The following is a 21781-nucleotide window of genomic DNA, read 5'->3' as shown; positions in this document are numbered from 1 at the left end:
GATCGGCATACCAGATGAAATGGCGGTCGTCGGTTTCGATGATTATGAAATCTTGAAGGTGCTTAATCCGCCATTAACCTGTGTGAAGCAACCTGCCTATGAAATGGGAGTAAAAGCTGCGGAGGTACTGCTTGCACGAATCAAGGCAGAAAAGCAGGGAGCCGGTTGCGATTATGTATTGCCCACTTCACTGGTTGTGCGGCAATCAACGTAAAAGAAAGTTTGAAATAGGCGGGGGTTTTTATTCATCCCCCGGAACGGGATAAAAAGACCTCTATGAAGGTCTTTTTCTGCTTTATGGGCGAATTACTTTTGCAGATAAATACCCAGGATGTCATTGAACAATTCGATTGGCAATTCAATCCGGGGGGAATAGGAGATGCTGTCATAGACGGTATAGCTCAGTCCGCCGGATGTCAGTTTGAGATCCGCACAGACAGCAGGGGCGGAAGAAATCACACTTACAAGCCGCTCTTTATGCTCATTTTGTTTGATCAACACCTCATACCCTTGTACATAATGCCTTTCAACGACTTTGTATGTACGATTGGTGAAAAATTGCACCATCTGGCAGCCCTCCTTCCTTTGTTGTTTTCAATATTCGCTGTTTCTTTCTCCTTTTCCTATAAAAAAGGAAAAATAATGACTAATTTTCGAAAACGCTTTCTTTTTATTTTTCTGGGATAACATTTTGTATTGACGATTTATGAAAGCGCTTTTATAATTTAATTAATCGATTACGTAAACGATTAACTAAGCAACATGAATCTTCAATCAGGCACGAGAGGAACGTGATTCAGCTATGAGTATTGGAGCAAAACGAAATTATTGGTTATTGAGCGCATTTTTCTTCTTCTATTTTTTCACCTGGTCATCCTGTATGTCTCTATTTTCCATTTGGCTGGGGCAGGACATTCAGTTGAGCGGAGCACACACTGGTATTATCTTTTCTGCAAACGCGATCGTAGCGTTGGTTATGCAACCGCTTTACGGAGTAGTATCCGATAAAATCGGCCTTAAAAAGCATGTGCTGTGGTTCATTGTAGGGCTGCTTGTGTTTGCCGGGCCATTCTTTATCTATATATACGGACCATTATTGAAATATAATATTCTGCTTGGAGCAATCGTTGGTGGTTTATACCTTGGTGCAGCATTCCAGGCGGGATGTGGAGCAGTAGAATCATACATTGAAAAAATTGGACGTAAATGTGATTTTGAATACGGAAAATCAAGAATGTGGGGATCTCTAGGATGGGCTGCAGCTACCTTCTTCGCTGGACAATTGTTCAATATCAATCCTAATATCAATTTCTGGCTCGCTTCGGGATCAGCCATCTGTTTGGTTGCCATTCTGCTTCTGACAAAAATCGAAACATCGGCAGTAAGCGATGAACAAAAAGAAGAGCCAATCAAGATGAAAGATGTATTCTCACTATTGAAATTGAAAAAATTCTGGTTCTTCGTTCTGTATGTATTCGGTGTAGTATGTTTTTACTCTGTATATGACCAACAGTTCCCGATTTACTTCTCATCCTTATTCTCAGATGTAAGCACGGGTAATCAGCTATATGGCTATCTGAATTCATTCCAGGTCTTCATGGAAGCAGGCATGATGTTTGCAGCACCTTTTATCGTCAATAAACTTGGAGCGAAAAGATCGCTTATTCTGGCAGGATTCATTATGGCGACACGTATCATCGGTTCCGGTTTGGCTGTTGAACCAATCGGCATATCCTGCATGAAGATGCTGCATGCATTGGAGTTGCCAATTATGTTGATTGCTGTCTTTAAATACTTGGCTCAAAACTTTGATAACCGCCTTTCTTCTACCTTGTATTTGGTGGGCTTCCAATTCTCAAGCGCGATTGCGGCGGCTTTCCTTTCACCGGTGTTCGGCAAGCTGTATGACTCAATCGGCTTCAGCAATGTGTACTTCATCATAGGAGGAATTGTTCTAACATTCAATATCATTTCATACTTCACATTAATTAAAGATCCAAAAGTTCAGCCAACAGTTGAAGTATTGGAAACAAAAGAAGCGCAAATTTCTTAATGGAAAAGGAGAATGACAGATGGCACAAGCAACGATCGATAGACAGAGCAAATTAGAACAGGCAAACCAGGCACTTCAGGAAAGGGCTGCAACAATAGGGAAGGATCACCGGCTTGGCTATCACATCATGGCTCCGGCCAACTGGATCAATGATCCGAACGGGTTGGTATTTTTTAAAGGGGAATACCATGTATTCTACCAGCACCATCCGTACGATGAGCATTGGGGGCCTATGCATTGGGGACATGCCAAGAGTGCGGATCTTGTCCATTGGGAGCACCTGCCGATCGCTTTGGCCCCGGACCATGAATATGACAAGGATGGCTGTTTTTCAGGAAGCGCCGTCGTGAAAGACGATACACTGTACCTCATTTATACCGGCCATGTTTGGGTCGACCGGCCAAAAGATATCGCCATTCAGACCCAATGCATCGCTTACAGCAAGGATGGAGTGACATTTACTAAATATGAACATAATCCGGTCATTGAAAACGTGCCGAGTGACAGCACCGGCCATTTCCGCGACCCGAAAGTATGGGAGAAAAACGGCACTTTCCATATGGTGCTCGGAAACCGTACAAAAGAGGATGTAGGGCGCGTCATCCACTATTCATCATCCAATCTGATTGATTGGAAGTATGAAGGGGTGCTGGCTAAAGCGGATGAAAAACTTGGCTATATGTGGGAATGCCCTGACTTTTTCACCGTGGACGGCAAAGAAGTGCTGTTCTTCTCTCCACAAGGAATGAAGGCGGACGGAGACCGTTACCAAAACCTTTACCAAACAGGCTATTTAGTTGGAACGTATGATGAATCATCGAAAGAATTTGTACATGGAAGCTTCGAAGAATTGGACAAAGGCCATGACTACTATGCTGTCCAAACGCTGGAAGACCATAAAGGCCGCCGTATTGCCATCGGCTGGATGGATATGTGGGAATCCGAAATGCCGACAAAAGAAGATGGCTGGTGCGGAGCAATGACGCTGCCGCGGGAAGTATCCGTCAACCAAGACCAGAAGGTGATCATGAAGCCTGTTGAAGAACTAAAAATGCTGCGCAAAGACCAGCTGTCTGTTTCTGCTGATGTAATCGACCATGAAGTGAAGCTTTCCGGCTGCCAAGGTGAATTGCTGGAACTGGAGCTTGTGTTTACACTTAAAGACATCACGGCTAAAGAATTCGGCGTCATGGTCAGAAAGAGCACGGACGGAACAGAGCAAACAATCATCAGTGTTGATGTGGAACAGTCCAAGTTATTCATCGATCGCGATCAATCCGGCAAAGGCGTGAAAGGCATCCGTAAAACCCATATCGATCTTGAACAGGATGTTTGCAAGCTTCATATTTATTTGGATCGTTCATCTGTGGAGATTTTTGCAAATGACGGTGAAATCAATATGACCAGCCGTATTTATCCGAAGACTAGCAGCATCGATGTTGCTTTCTACGCCAAAAACGGGAAAGTGAAGCTTGAAACTGCCAATGTCTGGACTTTGAAAGATATTTGGGAAGGCTAAAACGTCTTTTTGGGTAAATAAAAAAGAAAAAGCCAAAAACGATCGTCGTTTTGGCTTTTTCCATCATTCATTGAACCTTCTGGCAGCGCGTTTTTTCTCATGTGCCGGAGGCCGAACGGAACGAAAAAATGAAGGGAAACAGAGGTAATCATAATGGGAAAAGTATATTGCATTGGTGAAGCTTTAATTGATTTCATCCCGGAACAAAAGGGAAAAGCATTGAAAGAAGTAGATACTTTTGAAAAATTGCCTGGAGGGGCGCCTGCAAATGTGGCGATCGCTGTGGCCAAATACGGTGGGCAGTCTTCATTAATCACAAAGCTAGGCAATGATGCATTCGGAGATTTCCTTGTAGATATACTGGTTGAAAATAAGGTGGAAACAGACAAAGTTTTACGTACGGACGAGGCGAATACCGGCTTGGCATTCGTATCGGTGAAAGAAGACGGGGAGCGCGATTTTTCATTCTACCGCAAACCATCGGCAGATTTGCTGCTGCGGGAGGATGAAATACATGCAGACTGGTTCTCAGGCGACGATATCCTGCATTTCTGTTCCGTTGACCTGGTGGAAAGCCCAATCAAGCATGCCCATGCAAAAGCTATCAGCATTGTAAAAGAAAAAGGCGGCATTATTTCCTTCGATCCAAATATTCGCCTGTCTCTTTGGGATGACCACCAAGAATGCCAAAGAACAGTCCAAGCGTTTCTGCCGCTTGCCGATATTGTGAAAGTATCCGATGAGGAGCTTGAATTCATTACAGGCATTGAAAATACGGAAGAAGCCCTTCATTCATTATTCAAGGGCGATGTTAAGGCAGTCGTCTATACAAAAGGCGCAAAAGGCGCTGAATTGATCATGAGAGATGGCAAGAAGTTTGAATCGCATGGTTTCAAAGTGGCAGTATCCGATACAACAGGCGCGGGGGACGCATTTATCGGCGGCCTTTTATATGCCCTGTCCGCCCATCATGTCAATCTAGACAACTTAGAGAGCATCCTCCACGACCATCAGGAAGATATTCTTGCTTTTGCCAATGCCAGCGGGGCATTGACTGCTTCCGTCAAAGGCGCAATCCACGCGGCACCAGCTAAAAAACATGTCTTGAATTTCCTGCATATACGCTTGGGCGATTGCTTCCATCAGCGGTTTGCCCACATTAAATAACAGATAAAGTGAAACTTTGATCGATGGAGGGTTGATTCATCCCCCGCCGATCAGATTCTTATTGGCGTATGATGCCCACTTACACTTATTTTGAGGTGGGGGCCTTAGCGCCAGCTAGAATGGGTTAAAAGAAGTCGGCGGCATAATTGCCCGCCGGCTTTTTTGCGCCCAGAACATTAAATTGTGTTCAAGGGATGCCGATATTTCTTTGAAAATAAACCCTATGCACTATGCCCTTCTTCATGTATTGCTTTCTGGGCATCGTAAGAAGGTGACAAAAGAGCGATTTACAACATTAGGAAAAGAGGAATACCCTATTCATAACTGCAAGCGCTTACTCACATGATATCCATAAGGAAAAGGAGTTGAAGGCTGCATATGAAAAAGAAAAAAACGGTGTATTTAGTCCTCGTGTTTGTTCTCCTCCTGTCAATGTTCAATCTGGCAGGCACGTCTTCTGCTGAAAGGGCTGTTCCGCAACTGGCTCCGTGGGACAAGCCGCTGGCAAACGTAAAGACCTTGCGGGCAGGGAATCCTAGTGAAGCAGGCATGCTGCAGGAACCGCTCGATTCCATGGATACAATGATTAACGGCCATATACGCGCGGGAATGATGCCCGGAGCCGTTGCTCTAGTTGCTAGAAGCGGCCGGATCGTCAAGCATCAAGCATATGGCTATGCTGCCCGCTATAAGGATGCTAATGCCGAAATGGAAAACCCGATCAGCATGAAGGAAGACACCATTTTTGATATTGCTTCTATTTCCAAGGTATTTACATCCACTGCAGCAATGATTCTTTACGAACGAAACGCCTTCAAACTGGATGATCCTGTTTCCCGCTATATCCCTGAATTTGCCCAGAACGGCAAGGAACACGTCACGATTAAACAGTTATTGACGCACACTTCCGGCTTTCAGGCAGGTTTGCCTCTCTATAAAGAAAGTGGCAGCCGGGAAGACAAGCTCCAACGGGTTTTCCGCGAACCGCTCACGAATAAAGCGGGTACGGTCTACCTCTACAGTGATTTGAACATGATTACACTCGGTGCCCTTATTGAAAGAGTAACAGGCAAACGAGAGGATGAGTTTGTGAAAAAAGAAATCACCGGCCCGCTCGGCATGGCGGACACGATGTATAATCCTCCCTCATCTTTAAAAAATAGAATAGCAGCAACGGAATTTCAGGCGAATATCGGCCGCGGCCTGGTCTGGGGAAGTGTCCATGACGAGAACGCGTGGTCAATGGACGGAGTAGCCGGCCACGCAGGCGTTTTTTCCACAGCAAAAGATTTGACAGTTCTTGCCCAAGTTTATCTGAATGAAGGTATGGATGGCCAAAAAAGACTGCTGAAACGCGATACAGTCCGCTTGATGATGAAGGATTATAACCAAGATTTCAAGGGTGATGACCATGGGCTTGGCTGGGAACTGGCCCAAGGCTGGTATATGGACTCCCTCGCCGATAGCCAGACACTTGGCCACACAGGTTATACGGGCACATCGATTGTCGTAAGCCCAAAAAATCGGATGACGGCCATTTTGTTAACCAACCGCGTGCATCCGGGTAGAAATACGCCTTCATTGAATCCTGTCCGCAGAGCATTCGCTCAAGCAGCGGGCGATGCCATTCCCGTGGTGGTGCCCGGGAAGAAAGACGCCATGTTTGCCGGCTATGGAAATCTGGCCGACCACACGCTCACTGCCCGTGTCCACCTTGAGGCTCCGGCTCGGCTGACATTTAAGACATGGTACCGGATCGAAGAGGATGCGGATTATGGTTATCTGGAAATCTCACAAGATGGCCAGCAATGGACGGAAATCCAACAGCCGTATACCGGCAATAGCGGCGGGTGGATCAATCAGAAAGCGTTACTGCCCGCCGGCACAGAATATGTCCGTTTTCGTTATTCGATGGACGAAACCACTAACGGAAGAGGCTGGTATATCAGCCAGCCAAGGTTGGAAGGGAAGAAAGCCAAGGATTTAGAATGGGAAAAAGATGGTTGGGTGCAAAGAGATTATTGAGCGGAGGAGAGATAATAATGAAAAAAAGAGTTGGATTTTTCGGGTTGGCGTTGTTGTTGATCGTCTCCACAATGGGGCTGGCAGGCCATCCAGTATCTTATGCTGCTGGTAAAAAAGAAAAGATAAAAGACTTAGTGCTTTATCAGAATACACCGCAGGCTGACAATCAAATAACAGGCAATGAGTTTTCGCTGGCCGCCCTGAAGGTGATGGATGACGGCTCTTTTATGAAGGCGGATCATGTCGAGTGGCAATCAACCAATCAAAAGGTTGCTAAGGTAGACCAGCATGGGTTGATCCGTATGACCGGTAAACAGGGTGCAGCCCAAATCAAAGTGCGGGACGGCAAACACGTCGACCACATTTCGCTGCGCGTCAACCAAAACGGAAAAGCAGTGCTGTATAAGCAAAAAGGCAAGAAGTATGACTTGGCAGCGTACAGTCTCAGCAAAATGACATTGGAAGAGAAAATCGGCCAGATGCTCATGCCTGATTTCCGCCAGTGGAACGGAAAGGATGTCACTGCCATGCTTCCGGAGATCAGCAAAATGGTGAAGGAATACCATATTGGCGGAGTAATCCTCTTCCGTGAAAATGTCGTGACCACTGAGCAGACTGCCCGCCTGATTCATGCATACCAGCAAAGTGCGGATAAGCAGGCATTGCTGATGGCAATCGACCAGGAAGGAGGGATTGTAACACGTCTGCAGTCCGGCACCGATCTTCCGGGCAATATGGCATTAGGGGCAACCCGTTCAAATGCCCTTGCCGAAAAGGCGGGAAAGGTGATCGGCGAAGAACTGCAAGCGCTTGGCTTCAATTTGGACCTGGCTCCGGTGCTCGATGTGAACAATAATCCCGATAACCCGGTCATCGGCGTCCGCTCCTTTGGAGAGGATCCCAATCTGGTGGCTGAACTGGGCTCCGCCTATATGGATGGCTTGCATCATGCAGGAATGGGCGCGACAGCGAAACATTTCCCGGGGCATGGCGACACGAATGTAGATTCACATGTGGGATTGCCGCAGGTAAACAAGAAAGTCGAAGACCTGAAACAAATGGAGCTAGTGCCGTTCCAACGTGCGATGAATAATGGCTTGGATGCCGTTATGACGGCGCATATCACTTTCCCGCAAATCGATTCAACCCGTGCCATTTCTAAAAAGACTGGCGAAGAGGTGGCGGTGCCGGCCACATTATCGCGTAAAATACTGACCGGCCTGATTAGAGAGAATATGGGATATAACGGAGTTGTAATCACGGATGCCATGAATATGGGAGCAATCTCCGAACACTTTGGAACAGTCGATGCCGCTGTTAAGGCTGTGCAAGCAGGCGCTGATATCCTTCTCATGCCTGTTGGCCTGGAACAAGCGGCGAATGGCCTAAAGGCTGCCGTATTAAAAGGCGATATCCCTAAAAAACAAATGGATGAATCAGTTAAACGTATCCTTGAGCTGAAGCTTAAAAGAGGCATCATCAAGAATGAAAAAGAGCCAGCGGTGGACACAATCATCGCCCAAGCTTTGAAAACGGTGGGTTCCGAGGAGCATAAGAAAGTAGAGAAGGAAGCTGCGGAAAAATCAGTGACACTGGTTAAAAATGACGGGGCGCTGCCTATTAAGGCACTGGGAGAAAAAGAGACACTGGCAGTGGTTGGGCGGACCAATATACAGGAACTAGGCGCAGCCATTAAAAAGTACCACTCGAATACAGCGACCATTGAATTGCCGGATTCCTTCCTGTGGACACCGGAGCAGCAAAAGGTGCTGAAAGAAGCCACATATATCATCGCAGGATCCTATACAAGCAATGTGGAGATGAGAAGCCCTTCTAATCCCCAAATGCAGATGATCAATCGGTTGCAAGAGATCACAGACGCTCCGGTGATTGCGGTGGGCATCCGTAATCCGTATGATATAATGGCGTATCCGAACGTCAATGCCTATTTGGCTCAATATGGCTTCAAGGGAAGCAATTTCTCAGCGACAGCAGCCGCCATTTTTGGCCAGGTGAATCCATCAGGCAAACTTCCTGTCACATTGCCGGACAACTTGGGTGGTTTGCTCTATCCTGTAGGACATGGATTGAGTTATCGATAAAAAACAGTGAAAAGGCCAGTCTTGGGGAAATGCCCAGACTGGCCTTTATTCCATCTACACGATTTCTTTATATGCTTTATTTCTTTTCATCTCTTTTTTTGAACGTATAGGACCCGCCGTGCAGCTGGACAGTTTGGCTTTCCCTATTTGTTAGTAGTGTAATCTCAAAGGGCTTTTCTCCATGTTCCTCCAATAGTTCTGCCACCGCCCCTTTCTCTTCATACGGAGTGCAAAAAACCAGATTTCCTCCCTCAAACGCTAAAGGATAGCAATCAGACTGCAACTTCTCGTCACGGTAGCTGCTCCCCAGCTTACCGCCAAAATAGCCAGCCCATGCTTTTGCTGTCTGCTCGCCATTTGCGGCAGCGATCGATAGATGGGAAAAATCAGCTTCGGACGGATGCTGCAACAGGCCTTTATCCTTCAAATCCTGTTCCCGCACGGCGTCTTTTTCATTCCATTGAATAATGAAGGGAAGGTCCAAACCACTGCCATCGCCTAGGAAGAGAAGCTGCCATTTAAGCAGGCTTCCATCCGTCCGCTTTCGGCTCATGGAAACGGGGCCATTTACGATAAGGCCAGCCTTCCTGAAAGCTGCCGCGTCTTCATGGATCGAATCCGTCCGCAGTGCAAAACGGACAAAGCCTTCGGCAAATTGCTGCTGTATGACCGATTCGTGCAGACTGTACGGCAGATGGTCGCCGGCCCGGACCATTTCCTTGTCGTACGCTCCCAGAAATTCAATATAACTCAGACCGAAATAGCATAAAGCGTTAAAGGTGCCAAGATTTATGTGAGATCCGCCCTCGACGGCAAGCAGGCCATACTCTTGAAGTGCTTTTGGAATTGCTGATGGATCCTTGACAAAATGGACAACATGATCGAAATGTAAAGCCATATAGGCCTCCCCTTTCTTCCTGGTTCCTCAAACCTCTTATCGTGAGGTTTTTTTTACCAACTATAATCGATAGGTAGACAGAGGGCAACAATTAGGTTTATCCCATTCTAACTGGAAATGGCGAAGACGTTTAAGCAGGAGACCAAGCGCGAGTAAGTATTCGATTGGTTCAAATCACCCAACGAACAAAGTTTCACCTTTTCCGGTCGCAGAGTTCACTCTTAAGGAAGCTGTTCACACCTTCGCCATGGGATTGGAATTCTGGCGGCCTTATTGTTAGATTTTAGCATTGTGTTGATAGCATAATGGTCTTATTAACCATAAGGAGTTTGTTGCGACTGTGAACAGAGATTTGTTTGAAAAAGCTGCCCGTTTTATCACTGAGTGCTATGAAGAAATCGGCCAGCCGGCTGAGACGGAGAGCCGGCTGGAGAACATCAAAAAGGAAATCAATGAGACTGGTTCATATGAACATACTTTTGAGGAATTAGTCCACGGGGCACGTGTAGCTTGGCGCAACAGCAACCGCTGCATCGGCCGGCTTTTTTGGAACAAACTCACGATTCTGGACGCGCGCGAAGCCATTCGTGAAGAGAAAATATTCGATGCATTGCTGCACCATATCGAATATGCGACCAACGGGGGAAAGATTCTTCCTGCCATCACGATTTTCAAACAGGACCGATCTCTAGCCGACAGGATTGTCATCTATAATCATCAATTGATTCGCTATGCCGGTTATGAGACGGCGGAAGGGACAATCGGCGATCCGGACAGCATACGTTTTACGGAATTTTGCATGGGTCTGGGCTGGAAAGGGAAAGGAACAGATTATGATGTCTTGCCGTTGGCCATTTCCGTTGACGGGAGGCCGCCCGTGTGGAAGGGCATCCCTTCCCAGCTAGTCAAAGAAGTACCCATTACCCATCCGGAGCTGCCATTCGAAAAGCTGCATGCCAAGTGGTACGCCGTTCCTATTATTTCTGATATGAGGCTTGAAATCGGCGGCATCATCTATGGGGCCGCGCCATTTAATGGTTGGTATATGGGAACTGAAATAGGGGCCCGGAACCTGGCCGATACAGATCGATACCATCTCCTTCCGAAGGTGGCTGAAATCATGGAACTGGATACGAGTAAAAGTGCACTGTTATGGCAGGACCGCGCTTTAACTGAATTAAATGTAGCCGTCCTTCATTCCTATCTGGAACAGGGGGTAACCATTGTCGACCACCATACAGCCGCACAGCAATTTCAGCTGTTCGAAAAACAGGAAGCAAAAGCAGGCCGGCTGGCGACAGGGAATTGGGTGTGGCTGATTCCGCCATTATCCCCGGCTACCACCCATATCTACCATAAGCCGTACTCAAATGAAGTGAAGACACCCAATTATTTTTATAGAAAGAAAAGTGAGACACGCTGACAAAGGATAGGGGGAAAATGAATGGACAGCGGTAAACCGAGTGCAAGACAGGCTGCTTGCTTATTCGTAGAAGAAAGATTTCCGGCATGCGACGGAGCTTTGCTGGGCGGCAGTGTCGTCAGAGGAGAAGGGACTGACAGGTCTGATCTGGATATCATTGTTTTTGAGGAAAGGGTGCCATCCGCATATCGACAGTCTATTCTGTTCAAAGGATGGCCTGTTGAACTGTTCGTTCACAACCAGGAATCTTACCTTCATTTTACGGAACAGGACTGCAAAAGAGCGCGCCCCTCACTGCCTATGATGGTTGCTGAAGGGTTGGTGCTGAAAGGGGAGATATACCTAAAGGCATTCAAAGAAGATGCAGAAGACCGTCTGGCTGCAGGCCCCGAGCGCTGGAGTGAAGAAACAATAAGGACGAAGCGCTACTTTTTGACGGATGTGCTTGATGACTTCAAAGGCTCGATGGATATGGGCGAAGACTTGATGATAGCAGGCGACCTTGCAGTGAAGTTGCATGAATTCTTCCTGCGCACGAATGGACAGTGGATCGGTGAATCGAAGTGGATCATCCGAGCGTTGAAGCGTTTTGATCCAGCATTTGCGCAAGAATTTGTCCGGGCATTTGACGCCTTCTATGCGCAGCAGAAAAAAGAAAGCATCATTAAACTGGTTGAAAAAGTATTGGAACCGTTCGGCGGCCTGCTTTTCGAAGGATATTCAGCGGGCAAAAAATGAATCCCTTGTTTTGATGAGGGATTCATTTTTTATTGTATCCGGGTCTATGGGCACGGCAAACGAAAAAATGTCATTCTCTCTTAACCGGTGGATTTAGCCCTCTCCCTTGTTTTTTTACATATCTATTTCTGAATTACCTCACAATTTCATTTTGATTATATACTAGAATAGTAATTGATCCCTATTTTTAAAAATTAATTGGAAATACAGATAGATATAAATGTGCATGTAGAAGGTGGTGAATACTTCGTGTCTTCCTGGTTATCTGATTTTTTGATTGTCCTGCTGCTCATTTTCTTGAATGGCCTTTTTGCCATGACTGAATTGGCCTTAATATCCGCCAATCCGGCCAAATTAAAGATGGAGGCTGAACAGGGAAAAAACAGAGCACGGTTGGCGCTCCATTATGCAGGGAATCCAACCGATCTCCTTTCCACCGTCCAGGTTGGCATTACATTAATCGGGATTATCAACGGCGCTTTTGGAGGCGCACGATTATCCGATCCTATTGCCGGCATCTTGAACGGATGGGGGATGAATAGAGAGCTGGCCGAGTCTCTGAGTTATATTGCCATTGTGTCGCTAATCACTTATCTATCTCTGATCGCCGGTGAATTGGTCCCGAAAAGGATTGCGATTATCGCTCCCGAACGGGTTTCTATGGCCGTCATTTCCGCCATGGATGCTTTCGCTAAATTGATGCGGCCGTTTATTTGGATTCTATCTAAATCGACTTTATTTATCTTTCGGTTCCTCGGTTTGAAGCAGGAGCATTCCAGCGAGGAAACAGAACTGGAGTTAAAGCAATTACTTTCAAAAGGAGCCCAAGAAGGATCGTTTGAGGAAGATGAAGTACAGCAGGTTGAGCGTGTTTTTGCTTTCCATGACCAATTTGCGTTTGAGCTGATGCAGCCGCGGACGACTCTTGATTGGATTGATTTGGAGGATTCGCCGGAAGAAATCGCTGATCTTCTCAGGTCCAGTAAGCATAATAAGCTTCCTGTCGGCAGAGGCAGTTTAGATGATTATGCTGGTTATATTGAAGTGCGGGATCTTTTGGTTGAATGGCCAAGCTTAGAGAAAGGGCGCATTTTGGAATTATTGAGGCAGCCTTTGATTGTTCCAAAGTCCGCAGATGCTGGTGTAGTGCTTCAAGGCATGCAAAAGAACGGTAGTGAGATTGCATTTGTGCTGGATGAATATGGTGGCTTTCTCGGGATTATCACCCTATTTGATATCCTTGAAGCCATTGTCGGGGAAATTGTGGTGGAAGAGGAACATCCGGAATTGGTGGAGCGGTACGACGGCACCTATTTAGCGGATGGGCTGCTGCATATCGATGATTTAAAGAGGGCATTGGGCCTGAAGGAAGATTTCCCTGGAGAAGAACATTCCTCCTATCATACGGTCGCTGGTCTCTTAATTTACCTGTTGGGCGGCTTTCCGGAGAAAGGCAGCCGGGTCGAGTGCCATGGGTATTCGTTTGAAGTGGTTGACTTGGACGGAAAGCGGATCGACCAAGTGCTCATTTCGCCTCTTTTCGATAACGAAAGCCAAAGTTGAAGAGACAGCTACGTGCTGTCTCTTCTCACGTTGTTGAAATAAAAAGTTGGCCATTTGCAAGCCACCAGATTTTCACCTACTTTCTCCATCTGTTAAAAAATGATGAAAACTCGCCTCAAGCTGTGACATAAAAAAGGATAGATAGAGCGAACGGATTCAATCTCTATCTATCCTTTTTATTTTTTCAATATTTAATGGAGGGTTTAACAATCTTGTTTTTTGTTTTCATTTAAAATAGGCTGGGCTTTATCCTCTTTGCTCGGTCAATTTCAGGATTTTAATGATGACCTGTGTTGCTTTAAGCATATTGTCCACGGACGCGTATTCGTATTTGCCGTGGTAGTTTTCGCCGCCGGTGAAGATATTCGGTGTCGGAAGGCCCATATAGGATAACTGCGAGCCGTCGGTGCCGCCGCGGATTGGTTCGATAACCGGTTCGATGTCCAGGTTCTTCATGGCTTCATAGGCGATATCGACAATGTGTTTCACTGGTTTAATCTTTTCGCCCATATTGTAATATTGGTCATTCATGTCGAGGATGATGCGGTCTTTTCCGTATTTCTCCTGCATGTCTGCCGCAACTTTCGCCATAAAGGCTTTTCTCTCCTTGAATGTATCCATGTCATGGTCGCGGATGATGTAGCTCATTTTTGTCTCTTCGACTGTGCCTTCGATGGACAGAAGGTGGTAGAAGCCTTCATAGCCCTCTGTGTATTCAGGAGCTTCTTGTTCCGGAAATTTGCTGTTGAACTCAATGGCGATTTTGTTTGCATTGATCATTTTGTTTTTGGCTGTTCCCGGATGGACGTTCTTGCCCTTGATCGTTACTTGGACACCGGCTGCGTTGAAGCTTTCATATTGAAGTTCTCCAAGCGGGCCTCCGTCCATCGTGTAGGCATAATCAGCGTTGAAGGCTTCCACATCGAATTTGTGGGGGCCGCGGCCGATTTCTTCGTCAGGCGTGAATGCTACGCGGACTTTGCCGTGCTTGATTTCCGGATGCTTGATCAGGTAATCCATCGCTGTCATGATTTCTGCCATGCCTGCTTTGTCATCGGCTCCGAGCAGTGTGGTTCCATCCGTGGTAATCAGTGTGTGCCCTTTATAGCCAGATAATTCAGGGAATTCTTTTGGCGAAAGGATTACGTTCAACTTTTCGTTTAAAACAATGTCTCCACCATCGTAATTTTCCCAGATTTGCGGGTTTACATTGGCGCCGGTCATATCAGTAGCTGTATCGATATGCGCCAGGAAACCGATTGTCGGAAGCTCTTTACTGCTGTTGGCCGGCAATGTAGCCATTACGTATGCATGTTCATCGATTGTAACGTCTTCCATGCCCATCTGTTTCAGTTCTTCAACCAGCTTATTGGCGAGGTCGAACTGTTTCTGAGTGGACGGAGTTGTGGGGCTGCTTGCATCAGATTGCGTGTCAATTTTTACATATGTAATAAAGCGGTCTACCAATTCCTTTTTCATTATGGCAACACTCCTTTTTAGATAATGATTATGAAAAGCGGCTTTTGCTTCCTTCTTCATAATCGGTGATCAGTCTGTAAAATGCCCTTAGGCTAATGCAGAAGATGATTCTTCTTTTATTTTACCATGGCTGCTAATGGTAAATCATTTTATAGAGAATACTTTACAATGAAAGGAGCAAAAAGTGAATGGACAGTATCTTATCATTTCCAATTTATTATTATTGTAATATATTTCATGAAAAACTATACTCAACGATAGTTAAGTGAATCAACGATTGTTTAGATACATAATGCGGATAAAGCACAGAAAAGAGGGTGAAGTGGCGGAACAAGTGCGATTGACGAAAACCGATCAACAAATTTTAGTTCCTATCGGGAAGTCGGTGCACCGATCACCAATTTGGCCTTGCAGATGTTGAAGGAAATAAACAGCAAAGAAGATCAGGAATACTTAAGCTACTTTACCCGAAATAAGCAAAAATCAGCTTATGAAATCAACGACAATGGTTATTTATGGAGAAAATAAGAACATTATTGGCTTATTATGTATTAATATAAATGTAGACAGGCCATTCAGTGAAGTGATGAGTATTTTTTCTCCGAGAGAAGCAATCCATTCAAGGCAACATGAATATTTCGCTAACAATGTGGAAGAAATGATGAATGTCATCATTCAGGCAACCATCCAGGAAGTGGATTCTTCGCCCGTTTCACATGCGGACCGCAATAAACAGATTATCGGCTTCCTGCATGGGCGCGGCGTTTTCCAGATGAGAGACGCGGCCGCCATTGTTGCGAAAGCCTTGAAAATCACGAAACACACCGTATATTTACATCTTCGCAACCTACAAGCTAAAGATGAAAAATAAAAAATGATGATGAAGGAGTGCTGAACAAATGTTAGAAGTGATCAATACAACAAATGCACCAGCTGCAATCGGGCCATATTGCCAAGGAATTAAAGTAGGAAACATGCTATATGCTTCAGGGCAAATCCCTATTAATCCGGCGACTGGAGAAGTAGTGGAAGGCGGCGTCTCTGAACAAGCGAAGCAGGTCATGGAAAACGTGAAAGCTGTACTTGCCGAAGCAGGTTCTTCTCTTGAACAAGTAGTGAAAACAACTTGCTTTATTGTCGATATGAATGATTTTGCCGCATTCAATGCTGTATACGGCGAATACTTCTCAGAACATAAACCAGCCCGTTCATGCGTAGCTGTCCGTGAATTGCCTAAAGGCGTTCTTTGTGAAGTAGAAGTGATTGCAGTAACTAAATAAGGCATAGCCTTTGTAAAGAACGTTTTGAAAAAAACTAGGCAACTTCTTGAAGCTGCTGTCTGCATGTTGCAGGCAGCAGCTTTTTCACGTTCCATTGACCAATCATGATTGTTATAAATCGTATAACTCTTTATTTCCTGTTTCACTAAAATGATCAAAGAAAGATCTTTGTAGGGCAGGATCCTCAACATGACATCGAATGCCCTAACCCCATTTTCTTCACTCCGTCAATAATACGTTCCCAGCCACCCCTTGTTTAAAGTTGTGTTGCAGTTCATTTGGACATATGCGCTGTCCTTTTGTTGCTTTTGCCCCTACGTTTCGCTCGACCGAATCGGACAGATGATTTCAAACTTCTTCATATTGTGACGAATACGTTTTAAGTTATACGTAAAGTGTGCGGTTTTTAAGGAATTTCTAAAAAAATTGTTTGAAAGCGAGCGGTTAAGGCTATTTACTGAGTGGTTACAAAAATATAGCAGAATAACGGAGGGTATATCATTGAAGAACAAAAAATTTCTCGCTGCACTATTTTCATTGCTACTCGTATTCGCATTGGCTGCTTGTAACGGAAACGATGATGGTAATGACAAAGACAATAACAAGGATCAAACGACTGAACAAGCAGACAAGAATGATGATAATGCGACTGAAACAGAAGATAACAACAAAGATGAAAATGACGCAGAGGATACAGAGGATAATGAGAATATGGATGGCATGGAGATGCACGATGATTCAGGAAACGTGCCGGAAGGCTTAACGAAAGCGGAAAATCCTAAGTATGAGGTTGGAAGCAAGGTTATTATTAAAGCCGACCACATGAAAGGAATGAAAAACGCTGAAGCAACTGTAGTGGGGGCTTACGATACAACTGCTTATATGTTGGACTACAAGCCGACTGACGGAGGCGATGAAGTGAAGAACCATAAATGGATCATCCAGCAGGAATTGAAGGATGCCGGTGACAAAAAACTAGAAAAAGGTACAGAAGTGACAATTGATGCTAACCATATGAAAGGCATGGAGGGCGCAAAAGCAAATGTTGTGTCTTCAGAAGATACAACTGTCTATATGGTAGATTACCAACCGACAACCGGCGGTGACAAAGTGAAAAATCATAAGTGGCTTGTTGAAAGTGAACTAGAAGCTGCTAAATAAAGAATACGGTAAAGAAAAGGTCTTATCCACTAAAGGGTAAGGCCTTTTTCAATTTTATTAAAAGGATATTTATTGCTCTATTTGAAAAATATGGTTGACTGTTTTGGTGTATGGATGTAATAATACACCCATACAGTGTATGAACAACGTCATACACACCTCAAGCAGAGGAGGAATGCACGTGAAGCTGGAACTAAACAACAGAGAGCCAATCTATATGCAAGTGATCATGCACTTCAAACAGCAAATGGCTACCGGCGCTTTAAAGGCGGGGGAAGAAGTGCCGTCACGGAGAGAGCTGGCGGTCATGCTGAACATCAACCCGAACACGGTCCAGAAAGCGTATAAAGAAATGGAGGATCTTGGTTTGATTAAAACAGAGCGGAATTTTCCCAGCACCATCACACAGGATGAACAAGTCTTGCAAAGCATCAGGATGCAGCTGATCAATGAAGCAACAACGGCCTATATTGAGACCATGAAGAAAATCAACGTACCGGTTGAAGAAGTGGTGCGTGCTGTGAAGGAATCATACGCGCAAGGATAAGGGGAGATGGGGATTGATAGAAATTAAAGGGTTATCCAAGAAGTACAGACTCAAACAAGTGTTGAAAGATGTTTCTTTTACCGTTAAAAAAGGGGAAATCACCTGCTTGATCGGGGTGAATGGAACCGGAAAATCAACGACTATGAAGGCAGTGATGGGATTAATCCCTTTTAAGGAAGGCGACATTACGGTTGATGGAATCAGTGTCAAGAAGGAACGCGGCGCCAATGTTTCGCTTGTCCCCGATCATTTGACGATGCCTTCCGGGATGACGATCAAACAAGCGTTTCAATTTATGATTGATTTTTATCCAACATGGAACGATGAACGGGCAGAAGAGTTAATGGATTATTTTAACCTTTCATATGGAGACAAGATACATCATTTATCAAAGGGAAACGCTTCTAAGTTGAACTTATTGCTCGGGCTTTCCTTCAATAGTGATTATGTGCTGATGGATGAACCTTTCTCAGGGATTGACATGTTCGCCAAAGAGAAAATAAGGGATTTGTTTTCATCTCCGTATATGGAAGGCCGCGGGATCCTGCTGACCACCCATGAAATCGATGAAGTGGAGCATCTGCTAGATCGTGTGGTCATCTTGGATAGAGGAAGGATTGTGGAAGATTTCTATACAGAGCAGGTGCGTGTTGAAGAAGGCAAATCGGTTGTCGATAAGCTGCGGGAGGTGCATGGTAAATGACATTCCTGAAATTAGTGGATTTCGAGATGAAGCGTATTTGGAAATTATTCGCTTCTTTACTGGGCTTGATGATGATTGTCCAGCTGTTGGTTGTCACAATAAGCTCTTTCAGCCATGCGCATTCATGGAAGGAAGCGGTTAGAAAAGGGTACTCCATTGACCGCATTGGATTGGAAGGAGTGACGCAAAGCCTCTTCTTTTATTTTCCGATTGCACTCATTATCGTCAGCTTATTGATTTATGTCTTTTTGACCTGGTATCGAGAATGGTTCGGAAAAAATACCTTTGCTTATCAGCTTCTTTTGCTGCCGGGGAATCGAATGAATATTTATTTTGCCAAGCTTGTGAGCATCCTGTTGTATATTTTTTGTTCCGTGGTTGTCCAAATGGCGCTATATCCTGTTTTTAAGGGTATTTTTAGCATGATAATGCCTGCGGCTGGAACGATGCCGGGGAATTTTCGGAGCTGGATAGGGAGCGATCCGCTGCTTTATATATTGATTCCAGTGAATGGCAGCACCTTTCTTTTTTATTATGGAGTGGGGATCACGAGTGTACTTGTCCTGTTTTGCATGATTCTCCTGGAAAGAAGCTACGGGATTGCCGGCATTGCAGCTGCTGTTCTATATGGTTTTGTTTGTCTATTATTCGTCCTGTTGCCTACTTTGATTAACAACATGATCATTCCTCTTTACGCCAAGGAATATGCCGTTATATTCAGTATCAGCTGGGCATTGATTGTGCTGTCGGCAATAGCGCTCAGTGCGTATGTCATAAATAAAAAAATAGCGGTATAGGGGGGAGCGGAATGAAACGGTATTTGTTTACAGTATTGGCTGCGATTGTACCTATTGCGGCTTTGCTGGTTTATTATATCCAGGAACATGCCGAACGCAAAGAATACAGCCAGATAGCCCTTGAAAGGGTAAGCGGCGACCAAGAGTTGGCAAAGGATGTTCGCCTTAAAGGGAATCTCACAATCAATCGCAGCAATCATATGGTGGAAGTGGACGATAAAGGGTCCAACATCCAGCCTATAACGGCTTTTAAAAGGGCATTTGGCGTATGGGATGGAGATGGAAACGGTAAAATGGAGGAACGGATCCGTAAATATCCCTCTTTCATGAGAGAAAAGCGGGACGAGTCGGCCTTCGATGAAACTGGAAAGTGGCTATTGTACGCCCATCCTATCGATATGGAAAAAAGCAAGCAACTGCATGTTAGTATCCTTGATAAAGACAGCATGAAAGAAAAACAAGTCTTCATTCAATTGCCGTCAGGGCTATCGAAGCAAAAGCAGGCGAATATAGCCTATATGGAGACGGAAGGAAACATCTTACGGCTGCTCATCCGTTCGTCTGACAGCAAAGACTGGAATCTCTACAGGTTGACCATTGACCTGAATAGCAGCCAAGTGAAAGAATCAACACGGTTATTTAATGACCGCAAACGAGCGGGCCAATTGACTAGAGAACTGGATACAACGCCAAGTTCTTATTACGGGGAGAAAACGGACCCTGAATCGATCTTTTTCTCTTGGACAGAGGAACAGCGTACAGAAGTAGATGATGAATTGACCCAAGTAGAAGTAAAAGGACGGTCGATCTTGCGCGTTAACATGGGCAGTGGGCAAGTGGAGCAAATGATTCGGTTAACCGGTACAGAAGCTGAAAACCACGTAGAGTATTCGGAACGTTATTTAATCTACCAGGACAAAAAATCGTTTGGCTTGGTTTTCTTCGACACTGCCACGAAGCAAATAAAAAAAGTGCCTGGGCTATTAAATACAAATAGTATTTCGCCAATCGTAAAAGACGGAAAGATCTATGCAGTCAGCACCAGCATGGATAATAAAAAGACAACTTTATCCATTATCGATATAGCGTCCGGCTCAGAACTTTATATGGGGCAAATAGTGCTTCCATACAATATGGATATATTTATCCATGAAATGCAAATCCGGTAAAAAAGAAAAGCTCACTGCTTCGGCAGTGAGCTTATTGCTATATTATTTTTCTTGCGCTTTATCGAATGGGACAACTTGTCCGTCTTCAGCTACTTCGATTTCTTCATCCTTGAAGAACGGTTTATTCAAATAGAAGTAGAGCATACCCATGAACACGGCGCCCCCGATGATATTACCGATTGTTACCGGGATGATATTGTGGACTGCACCTGCAAAAGAAATCGTTTCAGGATGCGGTGATACTAAAGCGACAGCAAATGTACTCATGTTGGCGATGCTGTGCTCATATCCGGAAATGAAGAATCCGAATACCAATAAAATCATCGTGAATATCTTCGGTCCATCGCCTTTAAGGTTCATTGGAACGAAGAAGGCCATGCATACAAGCCAGTTACACAGAATAGAACGGAAAAACAGTTCCATTGTCGGTGCGTTCATTTTCTTTTCAGCCACACTCATTAGGAATCCATTGACTGAATGATCCTCGAATAGCCCTGTAGCGGCAATGAAGAAAGCAAAGGCAATGGCGCCCACTAAGTTACCGCCATATGTTGCCAGCCACATTTGCAGCACTTGTGGCCATTTCATTTTTCCGTGGAGGGCAGCATAGGTGAAATAAAACGTGTTGCCGGTAAATAAGTCTCCGCCGGCATACCAAATCATAATAATCGCTGCGCCGAATGTTAGTGCAGCCATCGGATAGGCCATAGGGTTGTGTTCCGCGTAGAACAGGTTGCCTGTTTTAAAGGCGATGATGACGCCAAATCCGATAAAGGCACTGGCCAGCACAGCACGTAGGATATAGCGTAAGAGGCTTTGGTTAAATATTTTTTGCTTTTTCAAAGCGCAAGCTTCGACTTCGCGTAATGCTTGATTTTCCATAATAACGCTCGCTTCCAATCTTATTTAGTATTTAGTGTTACCACCTGCAAAAAAAATATGTGACGATACGATGTGAAATAGTGAGCATAATTTGTTACACATTTCACAATAAAATGTACAAATGATGGCTAAAACCTTAAAAACTACACTTTATCTTACCACTTAAACCTTTTGGCAGAAAGGGTCAGGATGAAATTACCACCGCTTTCAACTTGACAAAATTGTGTCATTTAGAAAGCGTTTTCAAATAGAATGATTCATTTTAAGAAATTCTT

At 44.9% G+C, this 21781-nt stretch carries 21 protein-coding genes; 17 read left to right on the top strand and 4 right to left on the bottom strand.

The features are described 5' to 3' along the window. On the top strand, window positions 1-214 hold a 214-nt coding region (locus BN1765_RS00955), incomplete at its 5' end, for a substrate-binding domain-containing protein (RefSeq protein ID WP_187119415.1). A 92-nt stretch (window positions 215-306) separates the two neighbouring features. Here BN1765_RS00955 and BN1765_RS00950 read toward each other — a convergent pair. After that, window positions 307-567 (bottom strand): hypothetical protein, encoded by a 261-nt coding sequence (locus BN1765_RS00950; RefSeq protein WP_050613456.1) that lies wholly within the window; start codon window positions 565-567, stop codon window positions 307-309. 235 nt (window positions 568-802) lie between these two features. Between BN1765_RS00950 and BN1765_RS00945 the strand changes: the two genes are divergently transcribed. From BN1765_RS00945 to nagZ, 5 genes are all read left to right on the top strand, one after another. After that, entirely contained in the window at window positions 803-2053 is a 1251-nt protein-coding gene (locus BN1765_RS00945; RefSeq protein WP_050613455.1) for an MFS transporter, read from the top strand. A gap of 19 nt (window positions 2054-2072) precedes the next feature. Then, window positions 2073-3572 carry a glycoside hydrolase family 32 protein gene (locus BN1765_RS00940; RefSeq protein WP_050613454.1) on the top strand — a complete coding sequence of 500 codons (1500 nt, stop codon included), beginning with the start codon at window positions 2073-2075 and terminating at the stop codon, window positions 3570-3572. A 153-nt stretch (window positions 3573-3725) separates the two neighbouring features. Further along, window positions 3726-4739, top strand: a complete 1014-nt coding sequence (locus tag BN1765_RS00935; protein WP_050613453.1) for a carbohydrate kinase family protein — start codon at window positions 3726-3728, stop codon at window positions 4737-4739. Window positions 4740-5117: 378 nt separating this feature from the next. After that, a complete protein-coding gene (locus BN1765_RS00930) occupies window positions 5118-6764 on the top strand; it encodes a serine hydrolase domain-containing protein (RefSeq protein WP_050613452.1) in 1647 nt (548 codons plus the stop codon). Window positions 6765-6781: 17 nt separating this feature from the next. Then, complete coding sequence (nagZ, locus tag BN1765_RS00925) at window positions 6782-8866, top strand: beta-N-acetylhexosaminidase (protein WP_050613451.1); 2085 nt, start codon at window positions 6782-6784, stop codon at window positions 8864-8866. Between the two features lie 76 nt (window positions 8867-8942). Here nagZ and BN1765_RS00920 read toward each other — a convergent pair whose 3' ends face one another. Then, window positions 8943-9764, bottom strand: a complete 822-nt coding sequence (locus BN1765_RS00920; protein ID WP_075050770.1) for a VOC family protein — start codon at window positions 9762-9764, stop codon at window positions 8943-8945. A 340-nt stretch (window positions 9765-10104) separates the two neighbouring features. On the opposite strand from BN1765_RS00920, the gene BN1765_RS00915 reads away from it, so the two are divergent. From BN1765_RS00915 to BN1765_RS00905, 3 genes are all read left to right on the top strand, one after another. Then, a complete protein-coding gene (locus BN1765_RS00915) occupies window positions 10105-11187 on the top strand; it encodes a nitric oxide synthase oxygenase (protein ID WP_050613450.1) in 1083 nt (360 codons plus the stop codon). A 21-nt stretch (window positions 11188-11208) separates the two neighbouring features. Further along, window positions 11209-11925 carry a nucleotidyltransferase domain-containing protein gene (locus tag BN1765_RS00910; protein ID WP_050613449.1) on the top strand — a complete coding sequence of 239 codons (717 nt, stop codon included), beginning with the start codon at window positions 11209-11211 and terminating at the stop codon, window positions 11923-11925. A 249-nt stretch (window positions 11926-12174) separates the two neighbouring features. After that, entirely contained in the window at window positions 12175-13488 is a 1314-nt protein-coding gene (locus BN1765_RS00905; RefSeq protein WP_050613448.1) for a hemolysin family protein, read from the top strand. A gap of 246 nt (window positions 13489-13734) precedes the next feature. Here the strand turns inward: BN1765_RS00905 and pepT are convergent, their stop codons facing one another. Further along, window positions 13735-14967, bottom strand: a complete 1233-nt coding sequence (gene pepT, locus BN1765_RS00900) for a peptidase T (RefSeq protein ID WP_050613447.1) — start codon at window positions 14965-14967, stop codon at window positions 13735-13737. 414 nt (window positions 14968-15381) lie between these two features. Here pepT and BN1765_RS20695 point away from each other — a divergent pair, with 414 nt between their 5' ends. The 8 genes from BN1765_RS20695 to BN1765_RS00865 all read left to right on the top strand — a co-directional run bounded on the left by BN1765_RS20695 (window position 15382) and on the right by BN1765_RS00865 (window position 20624). After that, complete coding sequence (locus tag BN1765_RS20695) at window positions 15382-15495, top strand: hypothetical protein (RefSeq protein WP_390621186.1); 114 nt, start codon at window positions 15382-15384, stop codon at window positions 15493-15495. Further along, window positions 15458-15838, top strand: a complete 381-nt coding sequence (locus BN1765_RS00895; RefSeq protein WP_050613446.1) for a helix-turn-helix domain-containing protein — start codon at window positions 15458-15460, stop codon at window positions 15836-15838. Before BN1765_RS20695 ends, BN1765_RS00895 begins: the two co-directional genes overlap by 38 nt. 28 nt (window positions 15839-15866) lie before the next feature. Continuing rightward, the gene (locus BN1765_RS00890) at window positions 15867-16247 is read left to right on the top strand and encodes a RidA family protein (RefSeq protein WP_050613445.1); all 381 of its coding nucleotides are present in this window, start codon (window positions 15867-15869) and stop codon (window positions 16245-16247) included. Window positions 16248-16748: 501 nt separating this feature from the next. Continuing rightward, a complete protein-coding gene (locus BN1765_RS00885) occupies window positions 16749-17408 on the top strand; it encodes a YdhK family protein (RefSeq protein WP_050613444.1) in 660 nt (219 codons plus the stop codon). 175 nt (window positions 17409-17583) lie between these two features. Then, window positions 17584-17955, top strand: coding sequence for a GntR family transcriptional regulator (locus BN1765_RS00880; RefSeq protein WP_050613443.1), 372 nt, complete (start codon window positions 17584-17586; stop codon window positions 17953-17955). Between the two features lie 13 nt (window positions 17956-17968). Beyond that, complete coding sequence (locus BN1765_RS00875; protein WP_050613442.1) at window positions 17969-18658, top strand: ABC transporter ATP-binding protein; 690 nt, start codon at window positions 17969-17971, stop codon at window positions 18656-18658. Next, on the top strand, window positions 18655-19455 hold the full coding sequence (locus tag BN1765_RS00870; protein ID WP_050613441.1) for a hypothetical protein: 801 nt from the start codon (window positions 18655-18657) through the stop codon (window positions 19453-19455). The genes BN1765_RS00875 and BN1765_RS00870 overlap by 4 nt, the downstream gene beginning before the upstream one ends. An 11-nt stretch (window positions 19456-19466) precedes the next feature. Continuing rightward, on the top strand, window positions 19467-20624 hold the full coding sequence (locus BN1765_RS00865) for a hypothetical protein (RefSeq protein WP_050613440.1): 1158 nt from the start codon (window positions 19467-19469) through the stop codon (window positions 20622-20624). A 42-nt stretch (window positions 20625-20666) separates the two neighbouring features. Here BN1765_RS00865 and BN1765_RS00860 read toward each other — a convergent pair whose 3' ends face one another. Then, window positions 20667-21506: a formate/nitrite transporter family protein gene (locus BN1765_RS00860; protein ID WP_050616641.1), complete on the bottom strand. Its 840-nt coding sequence runs from the start codon at window positions 21504-21506 to the stop codon at window positions 20667-20669. Between the last annotated feature and the right edge of the window lie 275 nt (window positions 21507-21781).

The sequence above is a fragment of the Bacillus testis genome (genome assembly GCF_001243895.1).
GTDB classification, from domain to species: domain Bacteria; phylum Bacillota; class Bacilli; order Bacillales; family DSM-1321; genus Bacillus_AD; species Bacillus_AD testis.
The sequence above is the reverse complement of the archived record's forward strand: the minus strand, read 5'-3'. Positions and strand labels throughout refer to the sequence as shown.

What these genes read in the sequence shown, in the direction of transcription:
- BN1765_RS00950 (WP_050613456.1), bottom strand. Translation starts at nt 567, where the DNA reads ATGGTGCAATTTTTCACCAATCGTACATACAAAGTCGTTGAAAGGCAT.
- BN1765_RS00945 (WP_050613455.1), top strand. Translation starts at nt 803, where the DNA reads ATGAGTATTGGAGCAAAACGAAATTATTGGTTATTGAGCGCATTTTTC.
- BN1765_RS00940 (WP_050613454.1), top strand. Translation starts at nt 2,073, where the DNA reads ATGGCACAAGCAACGATCGATAGACAGAGCAAATTAGAACAGGCAAAC.
- BN1765_RS00935 (WP_050613453.1), top strand. Translation starts at nt 3,726, where the DNA reads ATGGGAAAAGTATATTGCATTGGTGAAGCTTTAATTGATTTCATCCCG.
- BN1765_RS00930 (WP_050613452.1), top strand. Translation starts at nt 5,118, where the DNA reads ATGAAAAAGAAAAAAACGGTGTATTTAGTCCTCGTGTTTGTTCTCCTC.
- nagZ (WP_050613451.1), top strand. Translation starts at nt 6,782, where the DNA reads ATGAAAAAAAGAGTTGGATTTTTCGGGTTGGCGTTGTTGTTGATCGTC.
- BN1765_RS00920 (WP_075050770.1), bottom strand. Translation starts at nt 9,764, where the DNA reads ATGGCTTTACATTTCGATCATGTTGTCCATTTTGTCAAGGATCCATCA.
- BN1765_RS00910 (WP_050613449.1), top strand. Translation starts at nt 11,209, where the DNA reads ATGGACAGCGGTAAACCGAGTGCAAGACAGGCTGCTTGCTTATTCGTA.
- pepT (WP_050613447.1), bottom strand. Translation starts at nt 14,967, where the DNA reads ATGAAAAAGGAATTGGTAGACCGCTTTATTACATATGTAAAAATTGAC.
- BN1765_RS20695 (WP_390621186.1), top strand. Translation starts at nt 15,382, where the DNA reads ATGTTGAAGGAAATAAACAGCAAAGAAGATCAGGAATACTTAAGCTAC.
- BN1765_RS00895 (WP_050613446.1), top strand. Translation starts at nt 15,458, where the DNA reads ATGAAATCAACGACAATGGTTATTTATGGAGAAAATAAGAACATTATT.
- BN1765_RS00890 (WP_050613445.1), top strand. Translation starts at nt 15,867, where the DNA reads ATGTTAGAAGTGATCAATACAACAAATGCACCAGCTGCAATCGGGCCA.
- BN1765_RS00880 (WP_050613443.1), top strand. Translation starts at nt 17,584, where the DNA reads ATGCACGTGAAGCTGGAACTAAACAACAGAGAGCCAATCTATATGCAA.
- BN1765_RS00870 (WP_050613441.1), top strand. Translation starts at nt 18,655, where the DNA reads ATGACATTCCTGAAATTAGTGGATTTCGAGATGAAGCGTATTTGGAAA.
- BN1765_RS00865 (WP_050613440.1), top strand. Translation starts at nt 19,467, where the DNA reads ATGAAACGGTATTTGTTTACAGTATTGGCTGCGATTGTACCTATTGCG.
- BN1765_RS00860 (WP_050616641.1), bottom strand. Translation starts at nt 21,506, where the DNA reads ATGGAAAATCAAGCATTACGCGAAGTCGAAGCTTGCGCTTTGAAAAAG.